The sequence below is a fragment of the Kineococcus terrestris genome, from assembly GCF_041020755.1.
GTDB classification, from domain to species: domain Bacteria; phylum Actinomycetota; class Actinomycetes; order Actinomycetales; family Kineococcaceae; genus Kineococcus; species Kineococcus terrestris.
Window position 1 is genome coordinate 1 of sequence record NZ_JBEUEI010000005.1, and the last position, 25,655, is coordinate 25,655.

Genomic DNA, 25,655 nt, shown 5'->3' on the forward strand with positions numbered 1-25,655 from the left:
GCGTTCGGCACGAACCCGCGCTGCCGCCGGCTCGCCCCGCTGCCGCCGGACCTGGTGGAACTCGCCCGCCGCGACTGGCCGGACTGGCCGTCGCGGGGGGGGGGGGGGGGGGGGCGCCCGGGGGGGGAGTTTTGCGGGGGGGTCCAGCCCCCGGGGGGGGGGGGGGGGGGGGGGGGGGGGTGGGGGGGGGGGGGGGGGGGGGGGGGGGCGGGGCCGGGTGGGGGGGGGGGGCGGCCCCCCCCCCCCCCCCCCCCCCCCCCCCCTCGGGGAGCTCGTCAGACACCCCGTCACCCTACCGGGGACGTCGTGCCGACCGGCTCAGCCGTCCGCTGCGTCACCACCGGCGACCTCGCGCGGCAGGACGACGACCCGGCGCTGCGGGTCCTCCCCCTCGGACTCGCTGTGCAGGCCTGCGGCGGCCACGGCGTCGTGGACGACCTTGCGCTCGAACGCCGACATGGGCTCCATCCGCTCGGCCTCGCCCGACGCCCGGACCCGGTCGACGACCTCCTGCGCCTGGGCGACCAGGGAGGTCCGCTTGGCGGCGCGGTGCCCGGCCACGTCGAGCAGCAGCCGCGTGCGGTCGCCGGTGGAGGCCTGGACGGCCAGCCGCGTCAGCTCCTGCAGGGCCTCGAGGACCTCGCCGTCCCGGCCGACGAGCCGCCGCAGAGCCGGGGTACCGGCCTCGTCGGCGACGATCGCGACCGAGGCGCGGCCGTTCTCGATGTCGATGTCGATGTCCCCGTCGAGGTCGGCGATGTCGAGCAGCTCCTCGAGGTAGTCGGCCGCGACGTCCCCCTCCTCCTCGAGCCGCGACTGCGCGGTGCGCGGTGCCGGCGCAGCGGCCGACGTGGTCGCCACGTCCTCCTCGCCCCGCTCGTCCCGCTGGTCGTCCTGCGCCTCGACGGCGCCCGTCGTGCCGTTCACGTGCTTCGTCCTCCTCGCGCGCCACCGCCCGGTGGCTGGCTGGTACCGGCCCGCGGCGCGGGCCGCGGTCCCTGGGTCTGGGTCGTCCTCAGCGCTGCTGCGGCTTGGTGCCGGGCCGCTTCTGGCGCTGCTCGCGGCTACCGCCCTTGCGGGGCTGCTGACGCTGGCGGCGCGGCGGCGCGGCGGCCGTCGCCGTGTGCTCCGAGCCCGCCGGGGCCTCGGGCAGCACCTCGCCGCGGCGGGCGGCGCGGCGGGCGCGGCGCTCGGCCAGCTCCTTCTCCGCCAGCGAGCCGGGGTTCGGCATGCGCCGGATGACGACGAACTGCTGGCCCATGGACCACACGTTGGTGGTCAGCCAGTACAGGAGCACACCGATGGGGAAGTGGACGCCGGAGACGGCGAAGATGATCGGCAGGATGTAGAGCATCAGCTTCTGCTGCTGCGCGAAGGGGTTGTTCTCCATCGAGGCGGAGGACGTGTTCTTCGCCATCAGCTGCTTCTGCGTGATGAACTGAGACGCCGACATCAGCACGATCATGACCGCGGTGAGGACGATCGTGTTCCAGTCCCCGGTGCCCCAGGAGTTCCAGAAGATGCTCGACAGCTGGGAGCCGAACAGGGTGGCGTTGTCGGCCTGCTCCACCAGGTCAGGGGTGAGCGCGCCGATCGAGCGCCCCTGCCCGATGCCGTTGAGGGTGTGGAAGAGGGCGAAGAAGATGGGCGACTGCAGCAGGATCGGCAGGCAGCTGGCCATCGGGTTGGTGCCCGAGGTCCGGTAGAGCGACATCATCTCCTGCTGCATCGCCTGGCGGCTGGCAGGGTCCGACTTGCCCTTGTACTTCTGCTGGATCTTGCGCATCTCCGGCTGGATGACCTGCATCCCGCGCATCGCCTTGATCTGCTTGACGAAGAGCGGGATGAGGAGCGTCCGGATGACGACGACGAGGCCGACGATCGACAGCGACCACGCTGCGCCGCCCTCGGCGTCGAGGCCGATGAACGTGAACAGGTCGTGGAAGCGGACCATGATCCACGCCACCACCCACTGGATGGGGTAGAGCAGGTCGAAGAAGAAATCGATCATCCGGGCAGGTCCTCTCCCTCACTCGCCGGCTGAGCGGCGGGTCGTGTGCGAGGCCCTCCGGGACGGGGCCCCCTCACCGCGCACACGTGTCGCCGTGCGCTGGCAGGCGGGGCCGGGGCTCCGCCTGCACCGTCTGTGGTGCGGTCGGGCCGGTCACCGGCCCGACCTGGTCCGCGGCGAGCCTCTCCGCGGAACGTGGTCCACCCCCCCAGGGTTCCACGGGTGGCAGCGCAGCAGGCGCCGCACGGTGAGCCAGGTGCCCACGACGAGCCCGCGGGTGCGCAGCGCCTCGACGGCGTACGCGGAGCAGGAGGGGTAGAAGCGGCAGGTCGGCCCCAGCAGGGGGGACACGAGCAGCTGGTAGGCGCGCACGAGGAGCACGAGCAGCCCGGACGGCCAGCGCACCGGGTGCCACCAGGGGCGCGCCGGGTCCTGGGCGCGGTCGGCGACCACCGGGTCAGCGGTGGAGCCGTCCCCGTTCACGAGGTCCCCGGGCGCTGCGCCGCGGGACGCGGCGTCCCCAGACCCAGGCGGCGCAGCCCGCGGTCGAGGTCGGAGCCCAGCTCGGCGGAGGTGGCGTCGGCGGCCGCGGGCAGGGCCCGCACGACGAGCAGGCCGCCGGGGGGCAGGCCGGGCAGCGCGGCGGCGGCCAGGTGCCGCAGCCGGCGCTGCACGCGGTGCCGCACGACGGACCCGCCGACGGCCTTGGACACGACGAAGCCCACCCGCAGGGGGTGGGCCGGTGCCGTGGAGGCGTCCGCGCCGTCCACCGGCTCACCCGCGGGGGAGAAGTGGACGACGAGGCGGCGCGTGCCGGCGCGGGCACCGCGGAAGGCGGCGGAGAACTCGTCCCGCCGCCGCAGGCGGTGCGCCGCGGGCAGCACGCGGTCGCCCCGGGATCAGGCGGAGAGGTTCGCGCGCCCCTTCAGGCGGCGCGCGGAGAGGATGGCGCGCCCGGCACGGGTGCGCATGCGCAGGCGGAAGCCGTGCGTCTTGGCCCGCCGACGGTTGTTCGGCTGGAAGGTGCGCTTGCTCACGTCAGTTCTCCATGCTCGCCAGGTCCGGGCTCCCGCCGCGGCCGTGGGGCACTACCGGCTCGGAGCACAATCTCCGTCAGAGTACGGGGGCGGTGCCGCCCGGGTCAAAGCGCGGGCCGCTCGCGGGCGCGGCCGGCGGTGGCCGCCACTTGAACGCCGCCCGTCGGCGTTGTTACCGTCCCGGGTCGACGCGCCGACGTCCGCGCGGGGAGGCCTACGGCAGGTCCCCCACGGGGCCGGTCACCCCTGCTCCGGGCGTCGTGCACAAGCTGTGGACTCAGGTGTGGACGAAGCCCGTCGAACGGTTCCGTCACGACGGGAGAGAGCTCGAGTGGACAGCGACGGCGGCGGCGACTTCCCCAGCGTCTGGCAGCGCGCGGTCGCGCGACTGGACGAGGGCGGGGTCACCCCCCACCAGCGCGCCTTCGTGCGGCTGACCCGCCCCCTGGGCCTGCTGGACGGGACCGCGCTGCTCGCGGTGCCCAACGACCTCACCAAGGAGGTCATCGAGCAGAAGGTCCGCGAGCCGCTGACCCGCGCCCTGGGCGACGAGCTGGGTTCGGCGGTGCGGCTGGCGGTCACGGTGGACCCCTCGATCGGCGCGACCCTGGCCCCGGAGCTGACGGGGGAGTCCTCCGCGTCCGGTGCCTCGACGCTGGAGCGCGAGCGCGTCGCGGTGGTCGGGACGCTGGAGGCCGAGGCGCCGGGCACGCACCCGGGGGACAGCGGCTTGGACGGCGCCCCCGAGGACGAGTACGGCACCGGCTCGCCGCTGGACGACTCCGACCCGGACCTGCTGTTCACCGGCTACAAGGTCGAGCGCGGGCCGGGCACGGGCCGGCAGGCGCCGCGGGCGCGGGCGACGCAGAAGGTCGAGAACGCCCGGCTGAACCCGAAGTACATCTTCGAGAGCTTCGTCATCGGCGCCAGCAACCGCTTCGCGCACGCGGCCGCGGTGGCGGTGGCCGAGGCGCCGGCCAAGGCGTACAACCCGCTGTTCATCTACGGCGAGTCCGGGCTGGGCAAGACCCACCTGCTGCACGCGATCGGGCACTACGCCCAGAATCTGTACCCGGGGGTGCAGGTGCGGTACGTGAACTCCGAGGAGTTCACCAACGACTTCATCAACAGCATCCGCGACGACAAGGCGCAGGCCTTCCAGCGCCGCTACCGCGACGTGGACGTCCTCCTCATCGACGACATCCAGTTCCTGTCGAACAAGGTGCAGACGCAGGAGGAGTTCTTCCACACCTTCAACACGCTGCACAACGCCAGCAAGCAGGTCGTGATCACCTCCGACCTGCCGCCCAAGCAGCTGTCGGGCTTCGAGGAGCGCATGCGCAGCCGCTTCGAGTGGGGGCTGATCACCGACGTCCAGCCCCCGGACCTCGAGACGCGCATCGCCATCCTGCGCAAGAAGGCGATCGGCGAGCGCCTGGAGGTGCCCGACGACGTCAAGGAGTACATCGCCTCCAAGATCTCCTCGAACATCCGGGAGCTGGAGGGCGCGCTGATCCGCGTGACGGCGTTCGCGAGCCTGAACCGGCAGGCCGTGGACATGCAGCTGGCGGAGATCGTGCTGCGCGACCTGATCCCCAACGACGAGACGCCCGAGATCACCGCGGCGGCGATCATGGGTCAGACGGCGTCGTACTTCAGCGTGACGCTGGAGGACCTGTGCGGGACGTCGCGCTCGCGCACCCTGGTGACGGCCCGGCAGATCGCCATGTACCTGTGCCGGGAGCTGACGGAGCTGTCGCTGCCGAAGATCGGCCAGCACTTCGGCGGCCGCGACCACACGACGGTCATGCACGCCGAGCGCAAGATCAAGCAGCAGATGGCCGAGCGCCGCAGCACGTACAACCAGGTCACGGAGCTGACCAACCGCATCAAGAAGCAGGCCGGCGCCTGAGCCACCGCGTCCGGCGGTGACCCGAGCCCCGCCGACGCCTCAACAGGCCCCCGCAGCCCCAGGAGCCCCGCGCGCACCGCGTGCGGGGCTCCTGCGCGTCCGCGGCCCGTCGTGGCCTCCCCGCACCGGGTCGTCCACAGTCGTCCACACCCTGGGGACAGACCTGTGGACGGCGGAGCCACAGCCGGTGGACAACCCCGTGGACGAGCGGTGGACGGACCCCGTGCCGGGTGTGCGCGGCCGTGGACGGCCGCGGCGCCGTCCACGGGCCTGTGGACACGACGGGGTCGCCGTCCGCAGGCGGTCCCCATCCACAGGAGGGGGTGGATCGACCGCTGACCTGCGACGACACCGGGTTGTCCACAGCCTCCACACGGGCGACTACGACGATGGACCCCTCCCCATGACGAAGAGGTCACCCACGAGAGGTGTGGACAGGTGGCGGTGGACGGCGCGGGCGTCGAGCCGGTGGAGGGGGAGACGGCCCCTGGCGGGGCCGGCCCGGACGACGGAGGAGCACCGATAGTGGTCGCGGAGAGTGACGACCTCCCGGGCGGTGTTCGAACAGCCGCGGTAGCGGTCGATAGCGCTCGATAGCGGTGGCACCGACCGGGACGCACCGAGCGGGACGTACCGACCGGGTGCCCACCGGCCCCCCACCGGCCCCCCGCGGGACGCCCGCCCCGCCCCGGGTCCCCCCGGTCGGTGCTCTCCACTACTGTCGGAAGCCGCCCGCGAGCGCAGCCGTCGCCGCGGGACGCGCACGCAGCGGACCCGCAGCAGGCGGGTCCGGCACGGGTGAGGGGGCGGTTCCTGGTGGAGTTGCAGGTCGAGCGCGACGTGCTGGCCGACGCCGTCGCGTGGGCGGCCCGCGCGCTGCCGGCCCGGCCGCCCGTCCCGGTCCTGGCCGGTGTCCTCATGGAGGCCTCCGACGAGGGCACCCTGACGCTGTCGACCTTCGACTACGAGGTGTCGGCGCGCGTGGAGGTGCCGGCCGACGTGCGCACCGCGGGCACGGTCCTCGTCTCGGGCCGGCTGCTGGCCGACATCTCCCGCAGCCTGCCGGGCCGGCCGGTGAGCATGGTCACCGAGGGCTCCAAGGTCACCGTGACGTGCGGCAGCAGCCGCTTCTCGCTGCTGACGATGCCGGTGGACGAGTACCCGTCCCTGCCGGGCCTGCCCGAGTCCTCCGGCACCCTGCCGGGCGACGCCTTCACCGAGGCCGTCGGCCAGGTCACCGTGGCCGCGAGCCGCGACGAGACGCTGCCGATCCTCACGGGCGTGCGGATGGAGATCGAGGGGGACCGGCTCAGCCTGCTGGCCACCGACCGGTACCGGCTGGCGGTGCGCGAGCTGCGCTGGAACCCGGCGTCGCCGGACATGGAGGCCGTGGCCCTCGTGCGCGCCCGCACGCTGTCGGAGGTGGCGCGCTCGCTGGGCGCGACGGGGGCGATCACGATGGCCCTGGCCGACGGCGGCAGCGACCTCATCGGCTTCCAGGCCGCCGGCCGGCACGCCACCTCGCTGCTGGTGGACGGGGAGTACCCCAAGGTGCGCTCGCTGTTCCCGGCCGAGTCGCCCACCCACGCCGTCGTGTCCACGGCGGCGCTCACCGAGGCCGTCAAGCGCGTCGCGCTGGTCGCCGAGCGCAACACCCCGGTGCGCTTGCGCTTCACCGACGGCGTGCTGTCCTTGGAGGCGGGCCAGGGCGACGACGCGCAGGCCTCGGAGGCCCTGGAGGCCACCCTGGTCGGCGAGGAGATCTCCATCGCCTTCAACCCGCAGTTCCTGCTCGACGGGCTGGGCGCGCTCGGCGCCGCCTGGGCCCGCCTGTCGTTCACCCAGCCGACCCGCCCGGCCGTCATCACCGGGCAGGACGAGCAGGACGGGGAGGACGACACCGGCTACCGGTACCTGCTGATGCCGGTCCGGCTGGCCGGCTGACCGGCCGCCCGCGAAGCTCGCCCGCGCAGCCCCCGCGGCCCGCGGGCCCACCAGACGTGAACAGCACGACCCGCGAACAGCACCGCCGGCGGACGCCGGCAGACGGAGGGACCCCGCTCATGCACATCGGCCTCGTCGGTCTCGGGAAGATGGGCGGCAACATGCGCGCCCGCCTGCGCGACAAGGGCGTCGAGGTGACCGGGTACGACCCGAACCCCGCCGTCACCGACGTGCCCAGCCTGGCCGCGCTCGTGGAGGCCCTGCCCTCGCCGAAGGTCGTCTGGGTCATGGTCCCCTCGGGGAAGATCACCCGGGACACGGTGGCCGCCCTGGCGCCGCTGCTGGGCGACGGGGACCTGGTCATCGACGGCGGCAACTCCAAGTGGACCGACGACGAGGTCAACGCCACGCTCCTGGCCGAGCGCGGCACCGGCTACGTCGACTGCGGCGTCTCCGGCGGCGTGTGGGGCAAGGACAACGGCTACGGGCTCATGTGCGGCGGCTCCACCGCCCACGTGCAGGCCGCCATGCCCGTCTTCGACGCGCTGCGCCCCGAGGGCCCGCGCGAGGAGGGCTTCGTCCACGCCGGCGGCGTCGGCGCGGGCCACTACTCGAAGATGGTCCACAACGGCATCGAGTACGGGCTGATGCACGCCTACGCCGAGGGCTACGAGCTGCTCGAGGCCAAGGGGATCATCAAGGACGTCCCCGCGGTCTTCAAGGCGTGGACCCGCGGCACGGTCGTGCGCTCCTGGCTGCTGGACCTGCTGGTGCGCGCCCTGGAGGAGGACCCGAAGCTGGCGAACCTGCGCGGGTACGCGCAGGACTCCGGCGAGGGCCGCTGGACGCTGGAGCAGGCCGTGGAGAACGCCGTGCCCATGCCGGTCCTCGCGGCCGCGCTGTTCGCGCGCTTCTCCTCCCGCCAGGAGGACTCCCCGTCGATCAAGGCCGTCGCGGCGCTGCGCAACCAGTTCGGCGGGCACGCCGTCACGGACGCCGGGCCGACCTCCGGTACCGGCTCCACCCACTAGGTCCCGCGTGCACGTCGCGCACCTGTCGCTGGCCGACTTCCGCTCCTACGAGCGGCTCGAGCTCGACCTGCGGCCCGGCACGACGACGTTCGTGGGCCTGAACGGGCAGGGCAAGACCAACCTCGTCGAGGCCGTCGGCTACGTGGCCACGCTCGGCAGCCACCGCGTGTCCGGGGACGCACCGCTCGTGCGGCGGGGCGCCTCCCGGGCCGTGGTGCGCGCCGAGCTGGCCCGCGGCGGCCGGCGGGCCCTGGTCGAGCTGGAGATCACCCCGGGGCGCGCCAACCGGGCACGGCTGAACGGCGCCCCGGTGCGCCGCCCGCGGGAGGTGCTGGGCACGCTGCGCAGCGTCCTGTTCGCCCCCGAGGACCTGGCGCTGGTCAAGGGCGACCCCGACGGGCGCCGGCGCTACCTGGACGACCTGCTGGTGACGCGCTGGCCGCGGGTGGCGGGCCTGCGCGCCGACTACGACCGCGTCGTGCGCCAGCGCACGGCGCTGCTGAAGTCGGCCGGCTCCGCGCTGCGCTCGGGCCGCGCGGACCCCGGCACCCTCGACGTGTGGGACGCCCAGCTCGCGGAGCTCGGCGCGGAGCTGCTGGCGGCGCGGCTGCGGCTGCTGGAGGACCTGCGCGGGCCCGCCCCCGAGGCCTACCGGGTCCTCAGCGCGGGCCAGGGCGAGCTGGAGCTGGGCTACCGCAGCGCGCTGCCGCTGCTGGCCGGGGGGGTGGCGACCACCCCCGGCGGGGCCGTGCCGGGCCGGGGGGAGCTGCGCGACGCGCTGCTGGCGCAGGCCGCCGAGCAGCGCTCCGCCGAGCTGGACCGCGGGGTGTGCCTGGTCGGCCCGCACCGCGACGACCTCGTCCTCACCCTGGGCGGCATGCCCGCCAAGGGGTACGCCAGCCACGGCGAGAGCTGGTCGGTGGCCCTGGGGCTGCGGCTGGCCAGCTACCGGCTGCTGCTGGCCGACGACGAGCTGGACGACCCCGGCGGGCCCGTCCTCGTCCTCGACGACGTGTTCGCCGAGCTGGACGCCGGCCGGCGCGCGCGGCTGGCCGAGGTGGTCGCCGGCGCCGAGCAGGTGCTGGTGACCGCGGCCGTGCCCGAGGACGTGCCGCCCGCGCTGCGCGGCGGCGGCGCCGACCGGGTCGACGTCACGAGCGGGAGCGCCGTCCGTGCCGCCTGAGGAGCCGGACGGGCCGGAGCAGCCGGACGAGCCGGACGGACCCGGCGAGCCGCCCGGAGAGGGACCGGGGCAGGAGCCGGACGGGGACGCGCCGCTGCTGCCGGAGGCGGCCACCGGCCCGCCGCCGGGCGAGGACGAGCCCACGGGCGCGGACCTGGCCCGCACGGCGCTGGGCCGGGCGCGGGCGGCGGCCGCGGCGAAGGGGCTGCGCCCGGGCGTGCAGCCGCTGGGCGGGCGGACCACCGCCCGCACGTTCGCCGAGCACGTCGCCGGCGGACCGGTCACCGGCCGCCCCCGCCGCGGCGACGCCTCGGTGCGCTCGGGCGCCCACCCCGACGCCCGCGACCCCCAGACGCTCGACTCGACGCTGTCGCGGCTGGTGGGCGAGCGCGGCTGGGAGCAGCCGGTCGCCGTGGGCGGGGCGTTCGGGCGCTGGGACGTCGTGGTGGGCCCGGACCTGGCCGGGCACTGCGAGCCGGAGTCGCTGACCGACGGCACGCTCGTCGTGCGGGCGGAGTCCACGGCCTGGGCCACCCAGGTGCGGCTGCTGACCAGCCACCTGGTGCGCCGGCTCGACGAGGAGCTGGGGCACGGGGTCGTCACCAAGGTCGTCGTGCGCGGGCCGCGCAGCCCGTCCTGGCGCAAGGGCGGGCGCTCGGCGCCGGGCGGGCGGGGCCCGCGCGACACCTACGGCTGACCGGAGCTCCACCCGCCGACGGGTCGCGGGCCGCGGACGCGCCGCGGCACGGACGGCCCCCCGCTCGTGTGGGGGACCACGCGCGCGGGGGGTCGCGCCGCGCAGGGGGCGCCACAGGGCCTGCGGACGCGAGGGGCGGACCTCCGGCGGGGTAGGATCGGGGGGAACCTGGCGGTCGACGGGCCTCTGGCGTCACGGGGCCCGCGAGGTCCTCCGCGCCGGTCCCGCACGGCCGCCCCACCGGAGGGAGCTCGCATCACCGTGCCGAACGAGGACCGTCCCGAGGACACCCCCCAGCCCACCCCCGCGGACGCCTCCGCCGGGACGCCCGACCAGCTCCCCTCGCAGGTCCCCTCCCTCGCGGACGCCGTGGCGCCCGACGGCACGGTGAACGCCGACGGGGCCGTGGGCGGCGAGTACGGCGCCGACGCGATCACCGTCCTCGAGGGCCTGGAGGCGGTGCGCAAGCGCCCCGGCATGTACATCGGCTCCACCGGTGAGCGCGGCCTGCACCACCTCGTCTACGAGGTCGTCGACAACTCCGTCGACGAGGCCCTGGCCGGGCACTGCGACACCATCCGCGTCACCCTGACCGCCGACGGCGGGGTGCGGGTGGAGGACAACGGCCGCGGCATCCCCGTCGACGTCATGGCCGGCGAGGGCCGTCCCGCCGTCGAGGTCGTCCTCACGGTCCTGCACGCGGGCGGCAAGTTCGGCGGCGGCGGGTACTCCGTCTCCGGCGGTCTGCACGGCGTGGGCATCTCCGTCGTCAACGCGCTCTCCTCGAAGCTGCGGGTCGAGATCCGCCGGCAGGGCTCGGTGTGGCGCCAGTCGTACGCCGACGGCGTGCCGGTGGCGCCGCTGGAGCAGGGCGAGGACACCGACGAGACCGGCACGACCGTCACGTTCTGGCCCAGCGCCGAGACGTTCGAGACGACCGAGTTCTCCTTCGACACCCTGCGCACCCGCTTCCAGCAGATGGCCTTCCTCAACAAGGGCCTGACCATCTGCCTGGTCGACGAGCGCGCGCACCCCGAGGACGAGGGGGAGGCGGAGTCGACCGACGTCAAGACCGAGCGCGAGGTCACCTTCCGCTACGACGGCGGGCTCGTCGACTACGTCACCCACGTGAACTCGCTGAAGAAGAACGACCCGCTGCACGAGTCGGTCATCGCGCTGGAGGCCGAGGACACCGAGCGCGGCATCTCCGTCGAGCTGGCCCTGCAGTGGACGACGGCGTACACGGAGTCGGTGTTCACCTACGCGAACACCATCAACACCTCCGAGGGCGGCACCCACGAGGCCGGGTTCCGCGGCGCGCTGACGACGCTGGTCGGCGACTACGTGCGCGACGTCCTCAAGGACAAGACGGCCGTCGAGGGCGCCGACATCCGCGAGGGCCTGACCGCGGTGATCTCGGTCAAGCTCGGCGAGCCGCAGTTCGAGGGGCAGACGAAGACGAAGCTGGGCAACACGATCGCCCGCACGTTCGTGCAGCAGCAGGTGCGCGAGCACCTGGGGCACTGGTTCGCCGCCAACCCCAAGGAGGCGCGGGTCATCGCGCAGAAGGCGGTCGGCGCGGCCGTGGCCCGCATGGCGGCCCGCAAGGCGCGCGACACCAGCCGCAAGAGCCTCATGGAGCGCAACTCCATGCCCAGCAAGCTCAAGGACTGCCAGTCGCGCAACCCCGCCGAGTGCGAGGTGTTCATCGTCGAGGGCGACTCCGCGGGCGGTTCGGCCACCCGCGGCCGCGACCCGCGCACCCAGGCGATCCTCGCCATCCGCGGCAAGATCCTCAACGTCGAGAAGGCGCGCCTGGACCGCGCCCTGGGCAACCAGGAGGTGCAGTCGCTCATCACGGCGTTCGGCACCGGCATCGGCGAGGACTTCAGCCTCGACAAGCTGAGGTACCACAAGATCATCATCATGGCCGACGCGGACGTCGACGGGCAGCACATCCGCACGCTGCTGCTGACGCTGCTGTTCCGGTACATGAAGCCGCTGGTGGAGAACGGCCACGTCTACCTGGCGCAGCCGCCGCTGTACCGGATCAAGTGGACGGGCGGGCAGGCGCACGAGTTCGCCTACTCCGACCGCGAGCGCGACGCGCTCATCGCGGCCGGCCGCGAGGCCGGCAGGAAGCTGCCCAAGGAGAACGCCGTCCAGCGCTACAAGGGGCTGGGCGAGATGAACTGGGACGAGCTGTCGGAGACGACGATGGACCCGGCGCACCGCACCCTGCTGCAGGTCACCCTCGAGGACGCGGCCGCGGCCGACGCCATCTTCGCCGTGCTCATGGGCGAGGACGTGGAGTCCCGCCGCGGCTTCATCCAGCGCAACGCCCGCGACGTGCGGTTCCTCGACGTGTAGCCGGCCGCGCCGGGCCCCCGCCCGGCCCCGCCGCCCCGTCCGACGACCGCCGCCACCCCGCCAGAAGGGCACCACGCCGTGAGCGAGAGCACCACCGAACCCCCCGTCGGCAACCGCGTCGAGCAGGTCGACCTGCAGCTGGAGATGCAGCGCTCGTACCTGGACTACGCGATGAGCGTCATCGTGTCCCGGGCCCTGCCCGACGTGCGCGACGGCCTCAAGCCGGTCCACCGGCGCGTGCTGTACGCGATGTACGACGGCGGGTACCGCCCCGACCGCGGCTACTACAAGTGCGCCCGCGTCGTCGGCGACGTGATGTCGAACTACCACCCGCACGGCGACAGCTCCATCTACGACGCCCTCGTGCGCCTGGCGCAGGACTGGTCGCTGCGCTACCCGCTGGTCGACGGGCAGGGCAACTTCGGCTCGCCCGGCAACGACCCGGCCGCCGCCTACCGGTACACCGAGTGCCGCCTGGCGCCGCTGGCCATGGAGGTCGTGCGGGACATCGACGAGGACACCGTCGACTTCTCCGCGAACTACGACGGGCGCTCGCAGGAGCCGGACGTCCTGCCCAGCCGGTTCCCGAACCTGCTGGTCAACGGCTCGGCCGGCATCGCCGTCGGGATGGCCACGAACATCCCGCCGCACAACCTGCGCGAGGTCGCCGACGGCGTGCAGTGGCTGCTGCAGCACCCGGAGGCGAGCGACGAGGAGCAGCTCGCCGCGATGCTCCAGCGCATCAAGGGGCCCGACTTCCCCACGGGCGCGCAGATCCTCGGCTACCGCGGCATCGACGACGCCTACCGCACCGGCCGCGGCGCCATCACGATGCGCGCCGTCGTGGAGGTCGAGGAGATCCAGGGCCGCACCTGCCTGGTCATCAGCGAGCTGCCCTACCAGGTCAACCCGGACAACCTCGCCGACTCGATCGCCACCCTGGCCCGCGAGGGCCGCCTGGCCGGCATCGCCGACGTGCAGGACCACACCTCCGGCAAGACGGGCCAGCGCCTGGTGGTCGTGCTGCGCCGCGACGCCGTCGCCAAGGTCGTGCTGAACAACCTGTACAAGCACACCCAGCTGCAGCAGACGTTCGGCGCGAACATGCTGGCCCTGGTCGACGGGGTGCCGCGCACCCTGCCGATCCACGCGTTCCTCAAGCACTGGATCGCCCACCAGCTCGAGGTCGTGCAGCGGCGCACCCGCTACCGGCTGCGCCAGGCCGAGGCCCGCGCCCACATCGTGCGCGCGCTGATGAAGGCCCTGGACGCCCTCGACGAGGTCATCTCCCTCATCCGCGCCTCCGCCACCGTGGACACCGCGCGCGACGGCCTCATGGGGCTGCTGGAGATCGACGAGGAGCAGGCGCGCGCCATCCTCGACATGCAGCTGCGCCGCCTGGCCGCCCTGGAGCGGCAGAAGCTGACCGACGAGCACGACGAGCTGGAGCGGCGCATCGCCGACTTCAACGACATCCTCGCCCGCCCCGAGCGGCAGCGGCGGATCGTCGGCGACGAGCTCGGCGAGATCGTCACCAAGTACGGCGACGAGCGCAAGACGACCGTGCTGCCCTTCGAGGGCGACATGAGCGTCGAGGACCTCATCCCCGTCGAGGACGTCGTCGTCACCGTCACCCGCGGCGGCTACACCAAGCGCACCCGCACCGACCTGTACCGCGCGCAGCGGCGCGGCGGGCGCGGCGTGCGGGGGGCGAGCCTGCGCGAGGACGACGTGGTGGAGCACTTCTTCACCACGACGACCCACCACTGGCTGCTGTTCTTCACCAACCTGGGCCGTGTCTACCGGGCCAAGGGGTACGAGCTGCCGGAGGCCGGCCGCGACGGGCGCGGCCAGCACGTGGCCAACCTGCTGGCCTTCCAGCCGGGCGAGCGCATCGTCGCCGTCCTCGACATCGAGGACTACGAGCAGGCGCCGTACCTGGTGCTGGCCACCCGCGCGGGGCTGGTGAAGAAGACGCGGCTGTCGGAGTACGACTCCAACCGCTCCGGCGGCCTCATCGCGATCAACCTGCGCCAGCGGACCGCCGAGGACGGCGAGGAGGTCGACGACGAGCTGTTCGCCGCGGCCCTCGTGGGGGAGGGGGAGGACCTGTTCCTCGTCTCCCGCAAGGGCATGAGCGTGCGCTTCACCGCCGACGACGCGACGCTGCGCCCGATGGGCCGCGCCACCTCGGGGGTCACGGGCATGAAGTTCCGCGACGGTGACGAGCTGCTGGCGATGGCCGTGGCCTCCGACGACCTGGACGTCTTCGTGGTCACCGAGCTCGGCTACGCCAAGCGCACCCGCATCGCCGAGTACCGGCGCCAGGGCCGCGGCGGCCTGGGGATCAAGGTCGCCAAGGTCGCCGAGGCGCGCGGCGACCTCGTGGGCGCGCTCACCGTCAGCGGCGAGGACGAGGTCCTCGTCGTCATGCAGGGCGGGCGCGTGGTGCGCTCGCGGGTGGACGAGGTGCCCTCCAAGGGCCGCGACACGATGGGCGTCACCTTCGCCAAGCCGGAGGACGGCGACCGGATCATCGCGGTGGCGCGCAACGTCGAGCGGGCCGCCGAGGAGGAGGTCGAGCAGGTCGCCGACGCCGTGGAGGACGCGGCGGGCGTCGAGGGCGGTGGCGGCGCGGTCCCGGTGGACCCGGCGGACGTGGGTGCCGACGAGGACGTGGCCGGTCCCGGCGACGACGCGGCGGCCGCGCGCGGCGAGGCGGAGGCCCCGGTGGCGGACGCCGCGCTCGTCGAGGACGCTGCACCCGGGTCCGGCGATGGCGTACCGTCGCAGGACCCGCGCGCGGGCGGCCCCGGTGAGCCGGGCGGCACCGGCGGCGCGACCGACACCGACACCGGAGGCGACCAGTGACCCCTGCGGAACGCACGGCGCCGTCCACGTCCCCGAAGGCGTCCGGGTCCGCGAAGGCGGCCGCCGGGCGCGCGGCGGACGGGGCGGGCCGGCCGCAGCGCCAGGGCGTCGACAGCGTCCCCCGCCGCGTGCGGCTGACGCTGGCGCGCGTCGACCCCTGGTCGGTGACCAAGCTGTCGTTCCTGCTGTCCGTGGCGGTCGGCATCGCGCTGGTCGTGGCGACCGGCGTCGTGTGGGCCGTCCTGGACGGCATGGGCGTCTTCTCCGACCTGGACGGCCTGCTGCGCGACGTCGTGGGCGACGAGGTGGACCTCAACCTGCTCGACTACGTCGGGTTCGGCCGGGTCATCTCGCTGGCGACGGTCATCGCGGTCGTCGACGTGGTGCTCCTGACGGCCCTGTCGACGCTGGCGGCGTTCCTCTACAACGTGTGCGCCGCGCTGGTCGGCGGCCTGCACGTGACGCTGTCCGACGACTGACCCGCGCGCTGCGCACCGGGCACCCGGTCGAGGCACCCGCGGGTGTCCGGTAAGGTGGTGTCCCGCCGCGCACGCGTGGCTCCGGGCCTATAGCTCAGTCGGTTAGAGCGCTTCCCTGATAAGGAAGAGGTCGGAGGTTCAAGTCCTCCTAGGCCCACCCCCGAACCCCGCGGAGGTCCCGGTGAAGAAGCTGCTCGTGGTGGCGGCCGTCGCAGGCGCGGCGTTCGCGTGGCGCCGCCGGGCCTCCACGAAGGCCGAGCGCGACCTGTGGGCCGAGGCCACCGACACCGTCCGCTGACGACGACGACCCGGCGACGGGTCGGCGCGGGACGGCGGTCCCGGGGGCGTGGCGCAACTGGTAGCGCACCTGCTTTGCAAGCAGGGGGTTAGGGGTTCGAGTCCCCTCGTCTCCACCCTCACGAACGACGGGCCCCGCTCACCAGCCGGTGAGCGGGGCCCGTCGTCGTCCCGGAGCGCGTCAGGACTTCTCCTCCTCGCCCTCCTCGGGCGCCGGCCGCACCTGCGCGTCCTCGGCGGGCGTGCCGCCCTCGGTGTCCAGCTCGGTCTCCACGGCGGCACCGGGGGGCGCCGTCACGGGCGGCGTCGTCGATCCCGCCGCCGAGCCGGTGGTGCTGCCCGTCGCCGAGCCCGTGTCCGAGCCGGCGGAGGACTCCGCGGGGATCTCGGTGGCGACCTCGGAGACCGGCGGGGTCGACGCGGCAGAGGTGTCGGGAGCCGTGGGGGAGGGGCTCGGCGCCGGGGCGGGCCCGGTCGCCGGGGACCACGCGGTGCCCGGGGTGGCCCACGGGTCCTCCTCGCCGCGGCGCTTGACGGCCGAGAACGCGGCCGCGCCGACGCCGAGCACGAGCGCCACGAGCAGGACCTTGCGCCCGCGGCCCTTCTTCTTCCTCGCCTTCACGGTCGCCTCGCCGCGCAGCACGGCCAGCGCGTCGCTGGAGCGCTTGCCCGCGACCCCGGCGGCGGCCTTGCCCGCCGTGGCGGCACCGGCCGTCGCGGCCAGCGCGGGCGCGGCCGCGTGCTGGGCGCTGGCCGACGCGGACTGCACGGCCTCGCGCACGCGGGGCAGCAGGTCGTCGACGAGCTTGTCGCGGGTGGCGTCCACGGCGGGCGTCACCTTCGCGGCGGCCGCGGCGGCGGCCGGGGTGGCCACGGCCACGGACTTCTCCCAGCCGTCCTTGACGTGCGGGGCGGCCCAGTCGCGCGCGGCGGTGGCGTGCGGGGCGGCCCAGTCGCGCGCGGCGGCCGCGCGGGGCCCGGCCCACTCGGCGGCGTGCCCGACGTGCGGACCGGCCCAGGTGCGGGCCGCCGTGGCGGCCTCCTTCGCGCGCTCGACGGCCACCTCGACGGTCGGGTTGACCTTCTCGGCCAGCGCGGTCCCGTGGTCCTTGACCTGGGCCTGCAGGACCTCCGCGCGGGTCTTCCTGTGCGACATCCGTTCCTCCTCCTCGTGCGCTCCGCCCGTCCCGCCGCCGCCGTCTGCTCGTCGGTGGCGGTCCGGGGACTGGTCCGGGTCAACGACGACCCCCAGCCTGTCGTGCCCCGGGCCGCACGGCCAGCGGAGATCACCACGAGACCCCCACGAGCGGACCGGCCCGGCCGACGTCCGGGAGGCCGCCCGCGGGGCCCGTGGGAGGATGGCGGCCATGCACGCGACGCTGCACACCAACCACGGCGACATCCGCCTGGAGCTGTTCGAGAACCACGCCCCCAAGACGGTGGCCAACTTCGTCGGGCTGGCGGAGGGCACCAAGGAGTGGCAGGACCCGGTCAGCGGTGACACGCGGACCGACCCGTTCTACGACGGCCTCACCTTCCACCGCATCATCGACGGCTTCATGGTCCAGGGCGGCTGCCCGCGCGGCGACGGCCGCGGCGGCCCCGGCTACCAGTTCGACGACGAGATCCACCCCGAGCTGCGCTTCGACCGCAAGTACCTGTTCGCCATGGCGAACGCCGGCAAGGTCGGCGGCCGCGGCACCAACGGCTCGCAGTTCTTCATCACCGTCACCGAGACCCCGCACCTCAACGGCAAGCACACGATCTTCGGCGAGGTCGCCGACGACGCCAGCCGCCGGGTCGTCGACGCGATCGCCACGGTGGCGACCGGCCCCGGGGACGCCCCCCGCGAGCCCGTCGTCATCGAGAGCGTCGACGTCGAGCGCTCCTGAGGCCGTCGCGGACCGCGACCTGACGTGAGCGTCCCCGGGACCCCACCGACGCCCCCGCCCGGTGGGGTCTCGGTCTGCCCGCGCCACCCCGACCGGGAGAGCTACGTCCGCTGCCAGCGGTGCGAGCGCCCCGCGTGCCCGGACTGCCAGCGCCCGGCCGCGGTGGGCTTCCACTGCGTGGACTGCGTCGCGGAGGCCAACAGGGGCGTGCGCGCCCCGCGCACCACCTTCGGCGGCGCGGTGCGCGGCCGGGACACCGCGGTCACCAAGACGGTGGTCGTGGTGTGCGCGCTGATGTACCTGGCGCAGTTCGTCGTCGACCCGCGCGTGTACGCGTACCTGGTCCTGAGCAACCAGGTGTCGACGTACCCGTGGGCGTTCTCCGCCGGCAACTACTGGCAGCCGCTGACGTCGGCGTTCCTGCACGCCCCGACCCCGATCCACGTGCTGTTCAACATGTACGCGCTGTGGCTGGTGGGGCAGTACCTGGAGCCGCTGCTGGGCCGGGCCCGCTTCGCGGCGCTGTACCTGCTGTCCGCCCTGGGCGGGGCGGCCGGCGCGACGCTGCTGCCCATGACGGCCGGGGTCAGCACGGTCGGCGCCTCCGGCGCGGTCTTCGGCCTCTTCGGCGCCCTGTTCGTCGTCAACCGGCACCTGGGGCGGCAGTCAGGTCAGGTCCTGGCGCTGGTCGCCATCAACTTCGCCATCGGGGTGTTCGTGCCCGGCATCTCCTGGCAGGCGCACCTGGGCGGGCTGGTCACCGGGGCCGCGGTCGCCGCGGTCCTGGCCCGCACGCGGCGCTCGCCGCGGCTGGTCCAGGTGGCGGGGCTGGGCGCCGCGGCGCTCGTCGTCGTGGCGCTGCTGGCGTACGCGGCGGCGCGCTTCACCCTCTGACGGGGCTCGCGCGGACCGCTGTCCACCGCTCGTCCCACGTCCTGTGGACGGCGCGAGCGCGTTGCCCACAGCCGTCCACAGGGTGTGGACGGACTGGTGGACAACTCCTGTGGACGGGCGGCCCGGTCAGGGGCGGCCGGCGCCCGCCGGCTCGCCGAGGCCGTCGCGCTCGACACCGGCCGCCGGCTCCGTCGTCCCCGTCGTCCCCGTCGTGGCGGGCTCGCGCTCGGCCAGCCAGCGGCGGGTGTCCTCGGCGACGGCCTCCCAGTAGTCCGGGCGGCCCGCCGGGTGCGGCGCCAGCCAGCCGGTCTCCGCGTGCGTGCACACCGCGGGGTCGGCCGCCGTCAGGACGCGGCGCCGCGAGGGCCGGCGCAGCGCCCGCAGGTCCACCGCCGCGCGCAGGACCGCCAGGTAGGCCCAGCGCGCCGCGCGCTTCGGCAGCGGGGAGCCGGGCACGGGGTGGTGCACCACCAGGTCGCGCAGCGAGAAGCGGGGCACGCCCTGCAGCGTCAGGCACGTCGTGAGGTCGAAGTCCCCGCCCGACAGGCAGCACAGCACCATCAGCCGGTGGTCCTGGCGCAGCGCGCCCAGGCGCGCGGCGAACGTGCTGGTGGTGCTCTCGTGCGGCACCCAGCGCACCACGGACTCCGGCACGTGCGACTCCCCGCGGTTCGCGCGCGGCGGGCGGCGGCCGTCGAGGTCGTCGTGGGTGCCGGTGCCGTAGGGCGCCCAGTACTCGCTGCGGCGCCGCTCCGCGGCCGCGACCAGCGAGCGCAGCGCGTCCGGGCGCCACAGGTAGTCGTCCTCGGCCAGCAGCACGACGTCGTCGTCGTCCCAGTCCGAGCGGCGGGCCAGGTCCAGGGCCCGCAGGTAGCTGCGGCGGTTGCTGCCGCCGCGGAAGGTGACGACGCGCCCGCCGGCGCGCATCAGGTCCAGCCGGTCCGGGGTCGGCTCGCCGTCGCTGAGGTGGACCACGTCCACGGGGACGCCGGCCTCCTCGACGGCGCGGACGAAGGAGGCCAGCGCGAGGCGCTTGGAGTACCAGTCCGGCCGGCCCTTGGCGTTCTCCCCGCCGTGCGAGCGGTAGACGACGTGCAGCTCCACCGGGACTCCCGCCTGTCGTGACAGGTCACGCTCGGTGACCGGGGACGGGACCCGACACTACCCTGACGTGACGTCAGGGGAGGGCGCTCGCGTCACCCGGACGGCCCCCGCCGGGGGACGGGCCCACCCGGTCGCGGACGACCGGCACGGGCGGCGTCGCGTCAGCGCCAGCGCGTGGTCATCGCGAAGCCGACCAGCACGAGGCCGAAGCCGGCGACGAGGTTCCAGTTGCCGATGTCCGGGACCGGGTACTGCGCCTGCGTCAGGTAGAAGACGACGATCCACACCAGGCCCAGCAGCATCAGCCCGAGCATCACCCAGATCCACCAGCGCGGGGTCAGCCGGTTGCGGGCCGCGAGGGCGCGGTCGCTGCCGTCGTCGACGACCTCCTCGCGGCGCCGCTCGCGCCGGGAGGGCTTCCTCGCCCCGTCCGCCGCGGCGGGGGAGGCCCCGCCCGCCGGGGTCGTGGCCGCGTCCGCCCCGTCCGTCGTCGCGTCGCGCTGCTTCCTGCGGCGCAGCGGGGAGTCGGGCACGGGGCACCTCCGGGGTCGGCTCGTCTCGCCGGCCCGTCTGGTCGGCCGGGTCGTCGACACTGGTTAGCGTAGTCGGAGGGCGGTCGGTCACCGGTCGTGCGGTGGACGCTGCGCCGACCGGCGGTGACGCCGAGCAACGACCTGGACGAGCGCGACGAGTCCCCGGGGGGACGGGCGGGAGGAGGACCTGGTGCGGCGACCGTCCCCGCGTCCCCCGCGCAGGCGCGCCGGCAGCCGCCTCGCGGTCGGCGCCGTCTTCGCGGCCGCCGGTCTGCTGTTCGCCACCAGCGCCGTCACCTCCGGCGGGGACGACCTGCGCTCGGACACCCAGGACCTCGGCGCCCTCGTGCGCGAGCGCTCGCGGGCGGTGGAGGACGGCTCGGCGCAGGTGGCGCGGCTGCGCGCGGAGGTGGAGCGGCTCAGCGCCGGCGCCGGCGCGGCCCCCGCCGGTGAAGCGCTCACCGACCCGCTGGCCGACCCCGCCCTCGGCGCCGCCTCCGGCGCGCTGCCCGTCGAGGGACCGGGCGTCGCGGTCGTCCTCGACGACGCCCCGACCACCGTGCCGCGCCCGGCCGGCGCCGCCCCCGACGACCTCGTCGTGCACCAGCAGGACGTCGAGGCCGTCGTCAACGCGCTGTGGTCCGCGGGCGCGGAGGCCGTGCAGGTGATGGACCAGCGGCTCGTGTCCACCTCGGCGGTCCGGTGCGTGGGCAGCGTCCTCGTCCTGCAGGGCCGCACCTACTCCCCGCCCTACCGCATCGCCGCGATCGGCGACCCGGCCGCGCTGAGCGCGGCGCTGGAGACCAGCCCCGCCGTCGCCGTGTACCGGCAGTACGTCGCCGCCTACGGCCTCGGCTACGAGGTCAGCACCGACGGCGCGCTGCGCTTCGAGGCCTACGACGGCCCGCTGGGCCTCGAGCACGCCCGGGCCACCGCGTGAGGGGGCGCGAGGTGCTGCGCCGGACGACCGGGGTCGTCGGGGAGCTGCTCGTGACCGCCGGTGTGCTCACGCTGCTGTTCGTCGCCTGGCAGCTGTGGTGGACCGACCTGTCCAGCGGCCGCGCGCAGGCCGCCACGGTCGCCTCCCTGGAGGAGCGCTGGACCGCCGGCGACGCCCCCGCGCCGGCGCAGCCCGCCCAGCCCGAGCCCGACCCGGCGCCCGACCTCGTCGTGGCGCCGCCGGCGGGGGAGGCCTTCGCCGTCCTGTACGTGCCGCGCTTCGGCGCCGACTACGCCGTGCCTGTCGTCGAGGGCACCGGCACCGAGGAGCTGAAGGACGGCGTCGGCCACTACGAGGAGACCGCCATGCCCGGCGTGGTCGGCAACTTCGCCCTGGCCGGGCACCGCGTCACCTACGGCAAGCCGTTCCACCTCGTCGCCGACCTGCAGGAGGGCGACGCCGTCGTCGTGGGCACCGCGACCCAGTGGTTCACCTACCGGGTGCGCTCGTGGGACGTGGTGCGGCCCCAGCAGGTGTCCGTCATCGCCCCCGTGCCCGACCGGCCCGGCGAGGAGCCCACGCAGGCGTGGCTGACGATGACGGCCTGCCACCCCATGCACTCCGCGCGCGAGCGGTACGTCGTGCACGCGCTGCTGGAGTCGGTGCGGGACCGCTCGGCGGGCGACCCGCCGGCGCTGGCGGCGGGCTGAGGGGGGCGGACGTGTACGCGTGGTGGTGGCGCCTCCTGCCCGGGCCGTGGTGGCTGCGGGCGCTGGTCAGCCTGCTCGTGGCGGCCGCCGTGGTCGCGCTCTGCTTCACCGTGGTCTTCCCGCTCGTCGCCGACCGCCTGGCGATCAACGACGGCACCGTCGACGGTCCCTGACCCGCCCGGGTGAGCCGCGGACCGTCCCGGCGGGCCGCGCGCGGCCGCGGCTGCGACGATCAGGGTCAGCCGAGCGACCGGAGGACGCGATGTCGACGCCGTCGAACGACCAGGACCCGCGGGACGGGTACGGCCAGCAGGGCGGGTACGGCCAGCAGGGCGGGTACGGGCAGCAGCCCGGCTACGGGCAGCAGGGGCAGCCCGGGTACGGCCAGCAGGGCTACGGCCAGCAGTACGGCCAGCAGTACGGCGGCCAGCCCGGGGGGTACGGCAACGAGACGTACGGCGCCCCGCCGCGCAACGGCCTGGGCGTCGCCGCGCTCGTCCTGGGCGTGCTGGCGATCCTGCTGTGCTGGGTCCCGCTGCTGAACTTCGTCGGCATCCTCCTGGGGATCGCGGCGATCGTCACGGGCGTCGTCGCCACCCGCCGGGTGCGGGCCGGGCAGGCCACCAACCGCGGGGTCGCCCGGGCCGGGCTGATCACCGGTGTCATCGGCACGGTGCTGTGCGTGGGCATCGCCATCGCGTACGTCTTCCTGGGCAACTGGCTGGTCAACAACACCGGTGACTACCAGGCGTGCGTCGAGCAGGCGCAGACGCAGGAGGAGGTCAACGCCTGCCAGCAGCTGCTGCAGGACTCGATCGAGGACCGCCTCAGCTGAGGTGGGCCCGCGCTGAGCGGCCTGTGAAGACCTCGCGCGCACCCGGCCGGAGCTGACGCCTCGGCACCGGCGGGACGCGCGCGGTCTCGTATCGTCGCGGAGTGCCCACCTCCACCGGCCCCCGGCAGCGGCCCGACCTGCCCGGCGCCGGTCTGACCCCCCGCGGCCGGCACGCCAGCCACCAGCACGGCACGGCGTTCCGCGTCCTGCGGGTCCTGGGCATCGGCGTCCTGGCGCTCAGCCTCGTCGCCGTCGGCGGCGGCGTGTTCGCCTGGTACCGGCTGCAGGGCAACATCACCGCCCAGGACATCACCGGCGCCCTCGGCGAGCGCCCCGCCGACGAGTCGACGGCGGACCCGACGACCGGCAACGACGCCGTGAACATCCTCGTCATGGGCAGCGACACCCGCGAGCTCGCCGACGGCACCGGCGACCGCTACGCCGGGGACGGCGACGTCGAGGGGGCCCGCTCGGACACCACCGTCCTCGTGCACCTGGCCGCCGACCGCCGCAGCGCCACCCTGGTGAGCATCCCCCGCGACTCGGTGGTGCAGATCCCCCCGTGCGAGGGCGACGACGGCACGACCGTGCCCGCCGAGCGGGGCATGTTCAACGCCGCGTTCACCCGTGGCGGCGCCGCCTGCACCGTGAGGACCGTCGAGTCGCTGACCGGCGTGTACGTCGACCACTACGCCGTCGTCGACTTCGGCGGCTTCCGCTCGATGGTCGACGCGCTGGGCGGGGTGACGGTGTGCACGCCGCGCGACATCGACGACCCCGACTCCGCGCTGACGCTGACCGCGGGCACCCACCACGTCGACGGGGAGACGGCGCTGGCCTACGCGCGGGTGCGGCACATCGGCGACGGCTCGGACCTGTCGCGCATCAACCGCCAGCAGGCGCTGATGTCGTCGATGGTGCAGGAGGTGACGAGCTCGCAGATGCTGCTGCGCCCGGACCGCCTGTACTCCTTCCTCGACGCGGCGACGAAGTCGGTGACCACCGACCGGGAGCTGTCGAGGCTCTCGGAGGTCGTGGGGCTGGCGCAGAGCCTGCAGAAGATGCCGCCGGGCGGGGTGCAGTTCCTCACCGTGCCCAACGAGCCGTACCCGGCGAACCCGGCGCGCGTGCAGTGGACGGCCGCGGCCGACGAGCTGTGGGAGCGCGTGCGCACCGACACGATCGGCGTGACCACGGAGCAGGACGAGCCGACGGCCACCCCCACCGCGGAGCCCTCGGAGTCCTCGGCGCTGACGGTCCCGCCGGACCGGATCGCCGTGCAGGTGCTCAACGTGGGTGCCCCGGCGGGGTCGGCCGGCGCGGTGGCCGAGGCGCTCGCGGCGCAGGGCTTCCAGGTCACCGGCACGGGCGACGCGGAGGCGACGTCGGCGGCCGGGGACGTCCTCGTGCGCCACGGCGCGGACCGCCAGGACAGCGCGGCGACGCTGGCCGCGGCCCTCGGCGGGGCGAGGACGCAGCTGGACGCGGGCCTGGGCCGCTCGCTGGTCGTGGAGCTGCGCGCCGCGGTGCCCGTGACGGACGTGCGCGCCCGGGTCACGGGCGGGGCGACGGCGGCCCCGGCGGTGCCCGCGCCGGAGGAGACGTTCACCGGCCGCGTCGCCACCGACGACATCTGCGCCTGACCCCGACCCCGACCCCGGCCCGGCTCTCGGCTGCTCCCCGTGCCCGTCGCTCCACCCGCCCTCTCGGTGATCATGGATGGTCCAGCGCTCACCCATCCATGATCACCGTGATCTCGCTGGGAGACCCTGCAAGATCACGGAAGGAGGTCGGGGGTCGGGGGTGGGGGTCAGGGGAGGGGCTCGACGCGGACGGGGACGCCGGTGGCCAGGGACTCCTGGGCAGCGTCGGCCACCCGCGAGGCGGCCACGGCGTCCTCGGGCGTGCACAGCTCGCCCTCGACCCCGCGCACGAGGTCGGCGAAGGCGGCGACCTCGGCGCGGTAGGCGTCGGCGAAGCGCTCGGCGAACGTCAGGTGGGGCGGGCCGGCGGGGAAGGTCACGCCCGGCTCGGCCGAGCGCAGCGCGGCCCGCTCGTCCAGGCCGACGAGCAGGGTGGCGCGCGAGCCCTGCAGCTCCAGGCGCACGTCGTGGCCGCCGCCGTTGTAGCGGGAGGCGCTGACGACGGCGAGCGTGCCGTCGTCGAGCGTGCACACGGCCAGGGCGGAGTCCACGTCGCCGACGGCGCCGATGGCCGGGTCGCCGTTGTTGCTGCCGCGCGCGGACACCTCGACGACCTCGCGGCCGGTGATCCAGCGGATGACGTCGAAGTCGTGGACGCTGCAGTCGCGGAACAGCCCGCCGGAGGTGGCGATGAAGGCGACCGGCGGCGGGGTGACGTCGCAGGTCACGGCCCGGACGGCGTGCAGCCAGCCGAGCTCCCCGGCGGCGTGGGCGCGCTTGGCCTCCAGGTACCCGGCGTCGTAGCGGCGCTGGTGGCCGATGCGCACGACGCCGCCGCGGGCGGCGACCCGCTCCAGGACCGGCAGGGACAGGGCGACGTCGGGCGCGACGGGCTTCTCGCACAGCACGGGCACGCCGGCGTCGACGCCGGCGAGGATCAGCTCGGGGTGCTGGGCGGTGCCGGTGGCCACGACCAGCCCGTCGATCCCCGCGGCGAGCAGGGCGGCGGCGTCGGGCGCGGCGTCGCAGCCGAGCTCGTCGGCCACCGCGCGGGCCCGGTCGGCGTCCACGTCGGCCACCGTCAGGCGCCCCACGCCGGGCGTGGTGACGAGGTTGCGCGCGTGCATCACGCCGATGCGGCCGACACCGGCGAGGCCGAGGTGCAGGTCGGACACGGATCCTCCTGAGTCGTCGTCGAGTCGTTGGACCGGTCCAACGCAGGTACGGTCCGGTCCGGGAGGCCCCGGTGTCAAGCCGGTGCCGCGGACGAGG

25 protein-coding genes and 2 tRNA genes are annotated in these 25,655 nt (G+C 74.9%); 18 read left to right on the top strand and 9 right to left on the bottom strand.

Translation table 11 applies throughout. The annotated features are described in order from the left end of the window. Nucleotides 1-318 precede the first annotated feature (318 nt). The 5 genes from AB8M62_RS04530 to rpmH all read right to left on the bottom strand — a co-directional run bounded on the left by AB8M62_RS04530 (nt 319) and on the right by rpmH (nt 3,048). A complete protein-coding gene (locus AB8M62_RS04530; protein WP_369054335.1) occupies nt 319-861 on the bottom strand; it encodes a Jag family protein in 543 nt (180 codons plus the stop codon). Nucleotides 862-1,015: 154 nt separating this feature from the next. After that, a complete protein-coding gene (gene yidC, locus AB8M62_RS04535; protein ID WP_369054176.1) occupies nt 1,016-2,011 on the bottom strand; it encodes a membrane protein insertase YidC in 996 nt (331 codons plus the stop codon). Nucleotides 2,012-2,164: 153 nt separating this feature from the next. Further along, nucleotides 2,165-2,494, bottom strand: coding sequence for a membrane protein insertion efficiency factor YidD (yidD, locus tag AB8M62_RS04540; RefSeq protein WP_369068772.1), 330 nt, complete (start codon nt 2,492-2,494; stop codon nt 2,165-2,167). Continuing rightward, the gene (gene rnpA / locus AB8M62_RS04545; protein WP_369068773.1) at nt 2,491-2,895 is read right to left on the bottom strand and encodes a ribonuclease P protein component; all 405 of its coding nucleotides are present in this window, start codon (nt 2,893-2,895) and stop codon (nt 2,491-2,493) included. Before rnpA ends, yidD begins: the two co-directional genes overlap by 4 nt. Before the next feature lie 15 nt (nt 2,896-2,910). Continuing rightward, nucleotides 2,911-3,048, bottom strand: a complete 138-nt coding sequence (gene rpmH, locus AB8M62_RS04550) for a 50S ribosomal protein L34 (RefSeq protein WP_369054182.1) — start codon at nt 3,046-3,048, stop codon at nt 2,911-2,913. 331 nt (nt 3,049-3,379) lie between these two features. Between rpmH and dnaA the strand changes: the two genes are divergently transcribed. The 11 genes from dnaA to AB8M62_RS04605 all read left to right on the top strand — a co-directional run bounded on the left by dnaA (nt 3,380) and on the right by AB8M62_RS04605 (nt 15,948). Continuing rightward, nucleotides 3,380-4,960, top strand: coding sequence for a chromosomal replication initiator protein DnaA (gene dnaA / locus AB8M62_RS04555; protein WP_369068775.1), 1,581 nt, complete (start codon nt 3,380-3,382; stop codon nt 4,958-4,960). Between the two features lie 816 nt (nt 4,961-5,776). Further along, on the top strand, nt 5,777-6,904 hold the full coding sequence (dnaN, locus tag AB8M62_RS04560) for a DNA polymerase III subunit beta (protein WP_369054184.1): 1,128 nt from the start codon (nt 5,777-5,779) through the stop codon (nt 6,902-6,904). 119 nt (nt 6,905-7,023) lie between these two features. Then, nucleotides 7,024-7,935 (top strand): phosphogluconate dehydrogenase (NAD(+)-dependent, decarboxylating), encoded by a 912-nt coding sequence (gene gnd, locus AB8M62_RS04565; protein ID WP_369068776.1) that lies wholly within the window; start codon nt 7,024-7,026, stop codon nt 7,933-7,935. 7 nt (nt 7,936-7,942) lie between these two features. Continuing rightward, the gene (recF, locus tag AB8M62_RS04570; RefSeq protein WP_369068777.1) at nt 7,943-9,118 is read left to right on the top strand and encodes a DNA replication/repair protein RecF; all 1,176 of its coding nucleotides are present in this window, start codon (nt 7,943-7,945) and stop codon (nt 9,116-9,118) included. After that, complete coding sequence (locus AB8M62_RS04575; protein WP_369068778.1) at nt 9,108-9,815, top strand: DciA family protein; 708 nt, start codon at nt 9,108-9,110, stop codon at nt 9,813-9,815. The genes recF and AB8M62_RS04575 overlap by 11 nt, the downstream gene beginning before the upstream one ends. A 261-nt stretch (nt 9,816-10,076) precedes the next feature. After that, the gene (gene gyrB, locus AB8M62_RS04580) at nt 10,077-12,185 is read left to right on the top strand and encodes a DNA topoisomerase (ATP-hydrolyzing) subunit B (RefSeq protein WP_373694848.1); all 2,109 of its coding nucleotides are present in this window, start codon (nt 10,077-10,079) and stop codon (nt 12,183-12,185) included. Between the two features lie 78 nt (nt 12,186-12,263). Then, a complete protein-coding gene (gene gyrA / locus AB8M62_RS04585; protein WP_369068779.1) occupies nt 12,264-15,056 on the top strand; it encodes a DNA gyrase subunit A in 2,793 nt (930 codons plus the stop codon). Continuing rightward, nucleotides 15,053-15,535 carry a DUF3566 domain-containing protein gene (locus AB8M62_RS04590; RefSeq protein WP_369054190.1) on the top strand — a complete coding sequence of 161 codons (483 nt, stop codon included), beginning with the start codon at nt 15,053-15,055 and terminating at the stop codon, nt 15,533-15,535. Before gyrA ends, AB8M62_RS04590 begins: the two co-directional genes overlap by 4 nt. Nucleotides 15,536-15,618: 83 nt before the next feature. After that, nucleotides 15,619-15,692, top strand: a tRNA-Ile gene (locus AB8M62_RS04595). A 24-nt stretch (nt 15,693-15,716) separates the two neighbouring features. Next, complete coding sequence (locus tag AB8M62_RS04600; protein ID WP_369054191.1) at nt 15,717-15,833, top strand: DLW-39 family protein; 117 nt, start codon at nt 15,717-15,719, stop codon at nt 15,831-15,833. Nucleotides 15,834-15,875: 42 nt separating this feature from the next. Then, nucleotides 15,876-15,948, top strand: a tRNA-Ala gene (locus tag AB8M62_RS04605). 65 nt (nt 15,949-16,013) lie between these two features. On the opposite strand, the gene AB8M62_RS04610 is transcribed toward AB8M62_RS04605, so the two are convergent. Next, the gene (locus AB8M62_RS04610) at nt 16,014-16,988 is read right to left on the bottom strand and encodes a hypothetical protein (RefSeq protein ID WP_369068780.1); all 975 of its coding nucleotides are present in this window, start codon (nt 16,986-16,988) and stop codon (nt 16,014-16,016) included. A gap of 202 nt (nt 16,989-17,190) precedes the next feature. Between AB8M62_RS04610 and AB8M62_RS04615 the strand changes: the two genes are divergently transcribed. Together AB8M62_RS04615 and AB8M62_RS04620 are read left to right on the top strand one after the other, a co-directional pair. Then, the gene (locus AB8M62_RS04615; RefSeq protein WP_369068781.1) at nt 17,191-17,724 is read left to right on the top strand and encodes a peptidylprolyl isomerase; all 534 of its coding nucleotides are present in this window, start codon (nt 17,191-17,193) and stop codon (nt 17,722-17,724) included. A gap of 177 nt (nt 17,725-17,901) precedes the next feature. Then, the gene (locus AB8M62_RS04620; protein WP_369068782.1) at nt 17,902-18,618 is read left to right on the top strand and encodes a rhomboid family intramembrane serine protease; all 717 of its coding nucleotides are present in this window, start codon (nt 17,902-17,904) and stop codon (nt 18,616-18,618) included. 126 nt (nt 18,619-18,744) lie between these two features. Here AB8M62_RS04620 and AB8M62_RS04625 read toward each other — a convergent pair whose 3' ends face one another. After that, complete coding sequence (locus AB8M62_RS04625; protein ID WP_369068783.1) at nt 18,745-19,722, bottom strand: hypothetical protein; 978 nt, start codon at nt 19,720-19,722, stop codon at nt 18,745-18,747. A gap of 161 nt (nt 19,723-19,883) precedes the next feature. Then, nucleotides 19,884-20,255: a cell division protein CrgA gene (locus AB8M62_RS04630; RefSeq protein WP_369054197.1), complete on the bottom strand. Its 372-nt coding sequence runs from the start codon at nt 20,253-20,255 to the stop codon at nt 19,884-19,886. Between the two features lie 190 nt (nt 20,256-20,445). Between AB8M62_RS04630 and AB8M62_RS04635 the strand changes: the two genes are divergently transcribed. From AB8M62_RS04635 to AB8M62_RS04655, 5 genes are all read left to right on the top strand, one after another. Continuing rightward, nucleotides 20,446-21,195 carry a DUF881 domain-containing protein gene (locus AB8M62_RS04635; protein WP_369054198.1) on the top strand — a complete coding sequence of 250 codons (750 nt, stop codon included), beginning with the start codon at nt 20,446-20,448 and terminating at the stop codon, nt 21,193-21,195. Between the two features lie 11 nt (nt 21,196-21,206). Then, entirely contained in the window at nt 21,207-21,905 is a 699-nt protein-coding gene (locus AB8M62_RS04640; protein ID WP_369068784.1) for a class E sortase, read from the top strand. 11 nt (nt 21,906-21,916) lie between these two features. Continuing rightward, nucleotides 21,917-22,078 carry a hypothetical protein gene (locus AB8M62_RS04645; protein WP_369054201.1) on the top strand — a complete coding sequence of 54 codons (162 nt, stop codon included), beginning with the start codon at nt 21,917-21,919 and terminating at the stop codon, nt 22,076-22,078. An 89-nt stretch (nt 22,079-22,167) separates the two neighbouring features. After that, the gene (locus tag AB8M62_RS04650) at nt 22,168-22,740 is read left to right on the top strand and encodes a DUF4190 domain-containing protein (RefSeq protein WP_369068785.1); all 573 of its coding nucleotides are present in this window, start codon (nt 22,168-22,170) and stop codon (nt 22,738-22,740) included. Nucleotides 22,741-22,841: 101 nt separating this feature from the next. Continuing rightward, on the top strand, nt 22,842-24,383 hold the full coding sequence (locus AB8M62_RS04655) for an LCP family protein (RefSeq protein ID WP_369054204.1): 1,542 nt from the start codon (nt 22,842-22,844) through the stop codon (nt 24,381-24,383). Nucleotides 24,384-24,550: 167 nt separating this feature from the next. Here AB8M62_RS04655 and AB8M62_RS04660 read toward each other — a convergent pair whose 3' ends face one another. Beyond that, nucleotides 24,551-25,558 (bottom strand): Gfo/Idh/MocA family protein, encoded by a 1,008-nt coding sequence (locus AB8M62_RS04660; protein WP_369068786.1) that lies wholly within the window; start codon nt 25,556-25,558, stop codon nt 24,551-24,553. Between the last annotated feature and the right edge of the window lie 97 nt (nt 25,559-25,655).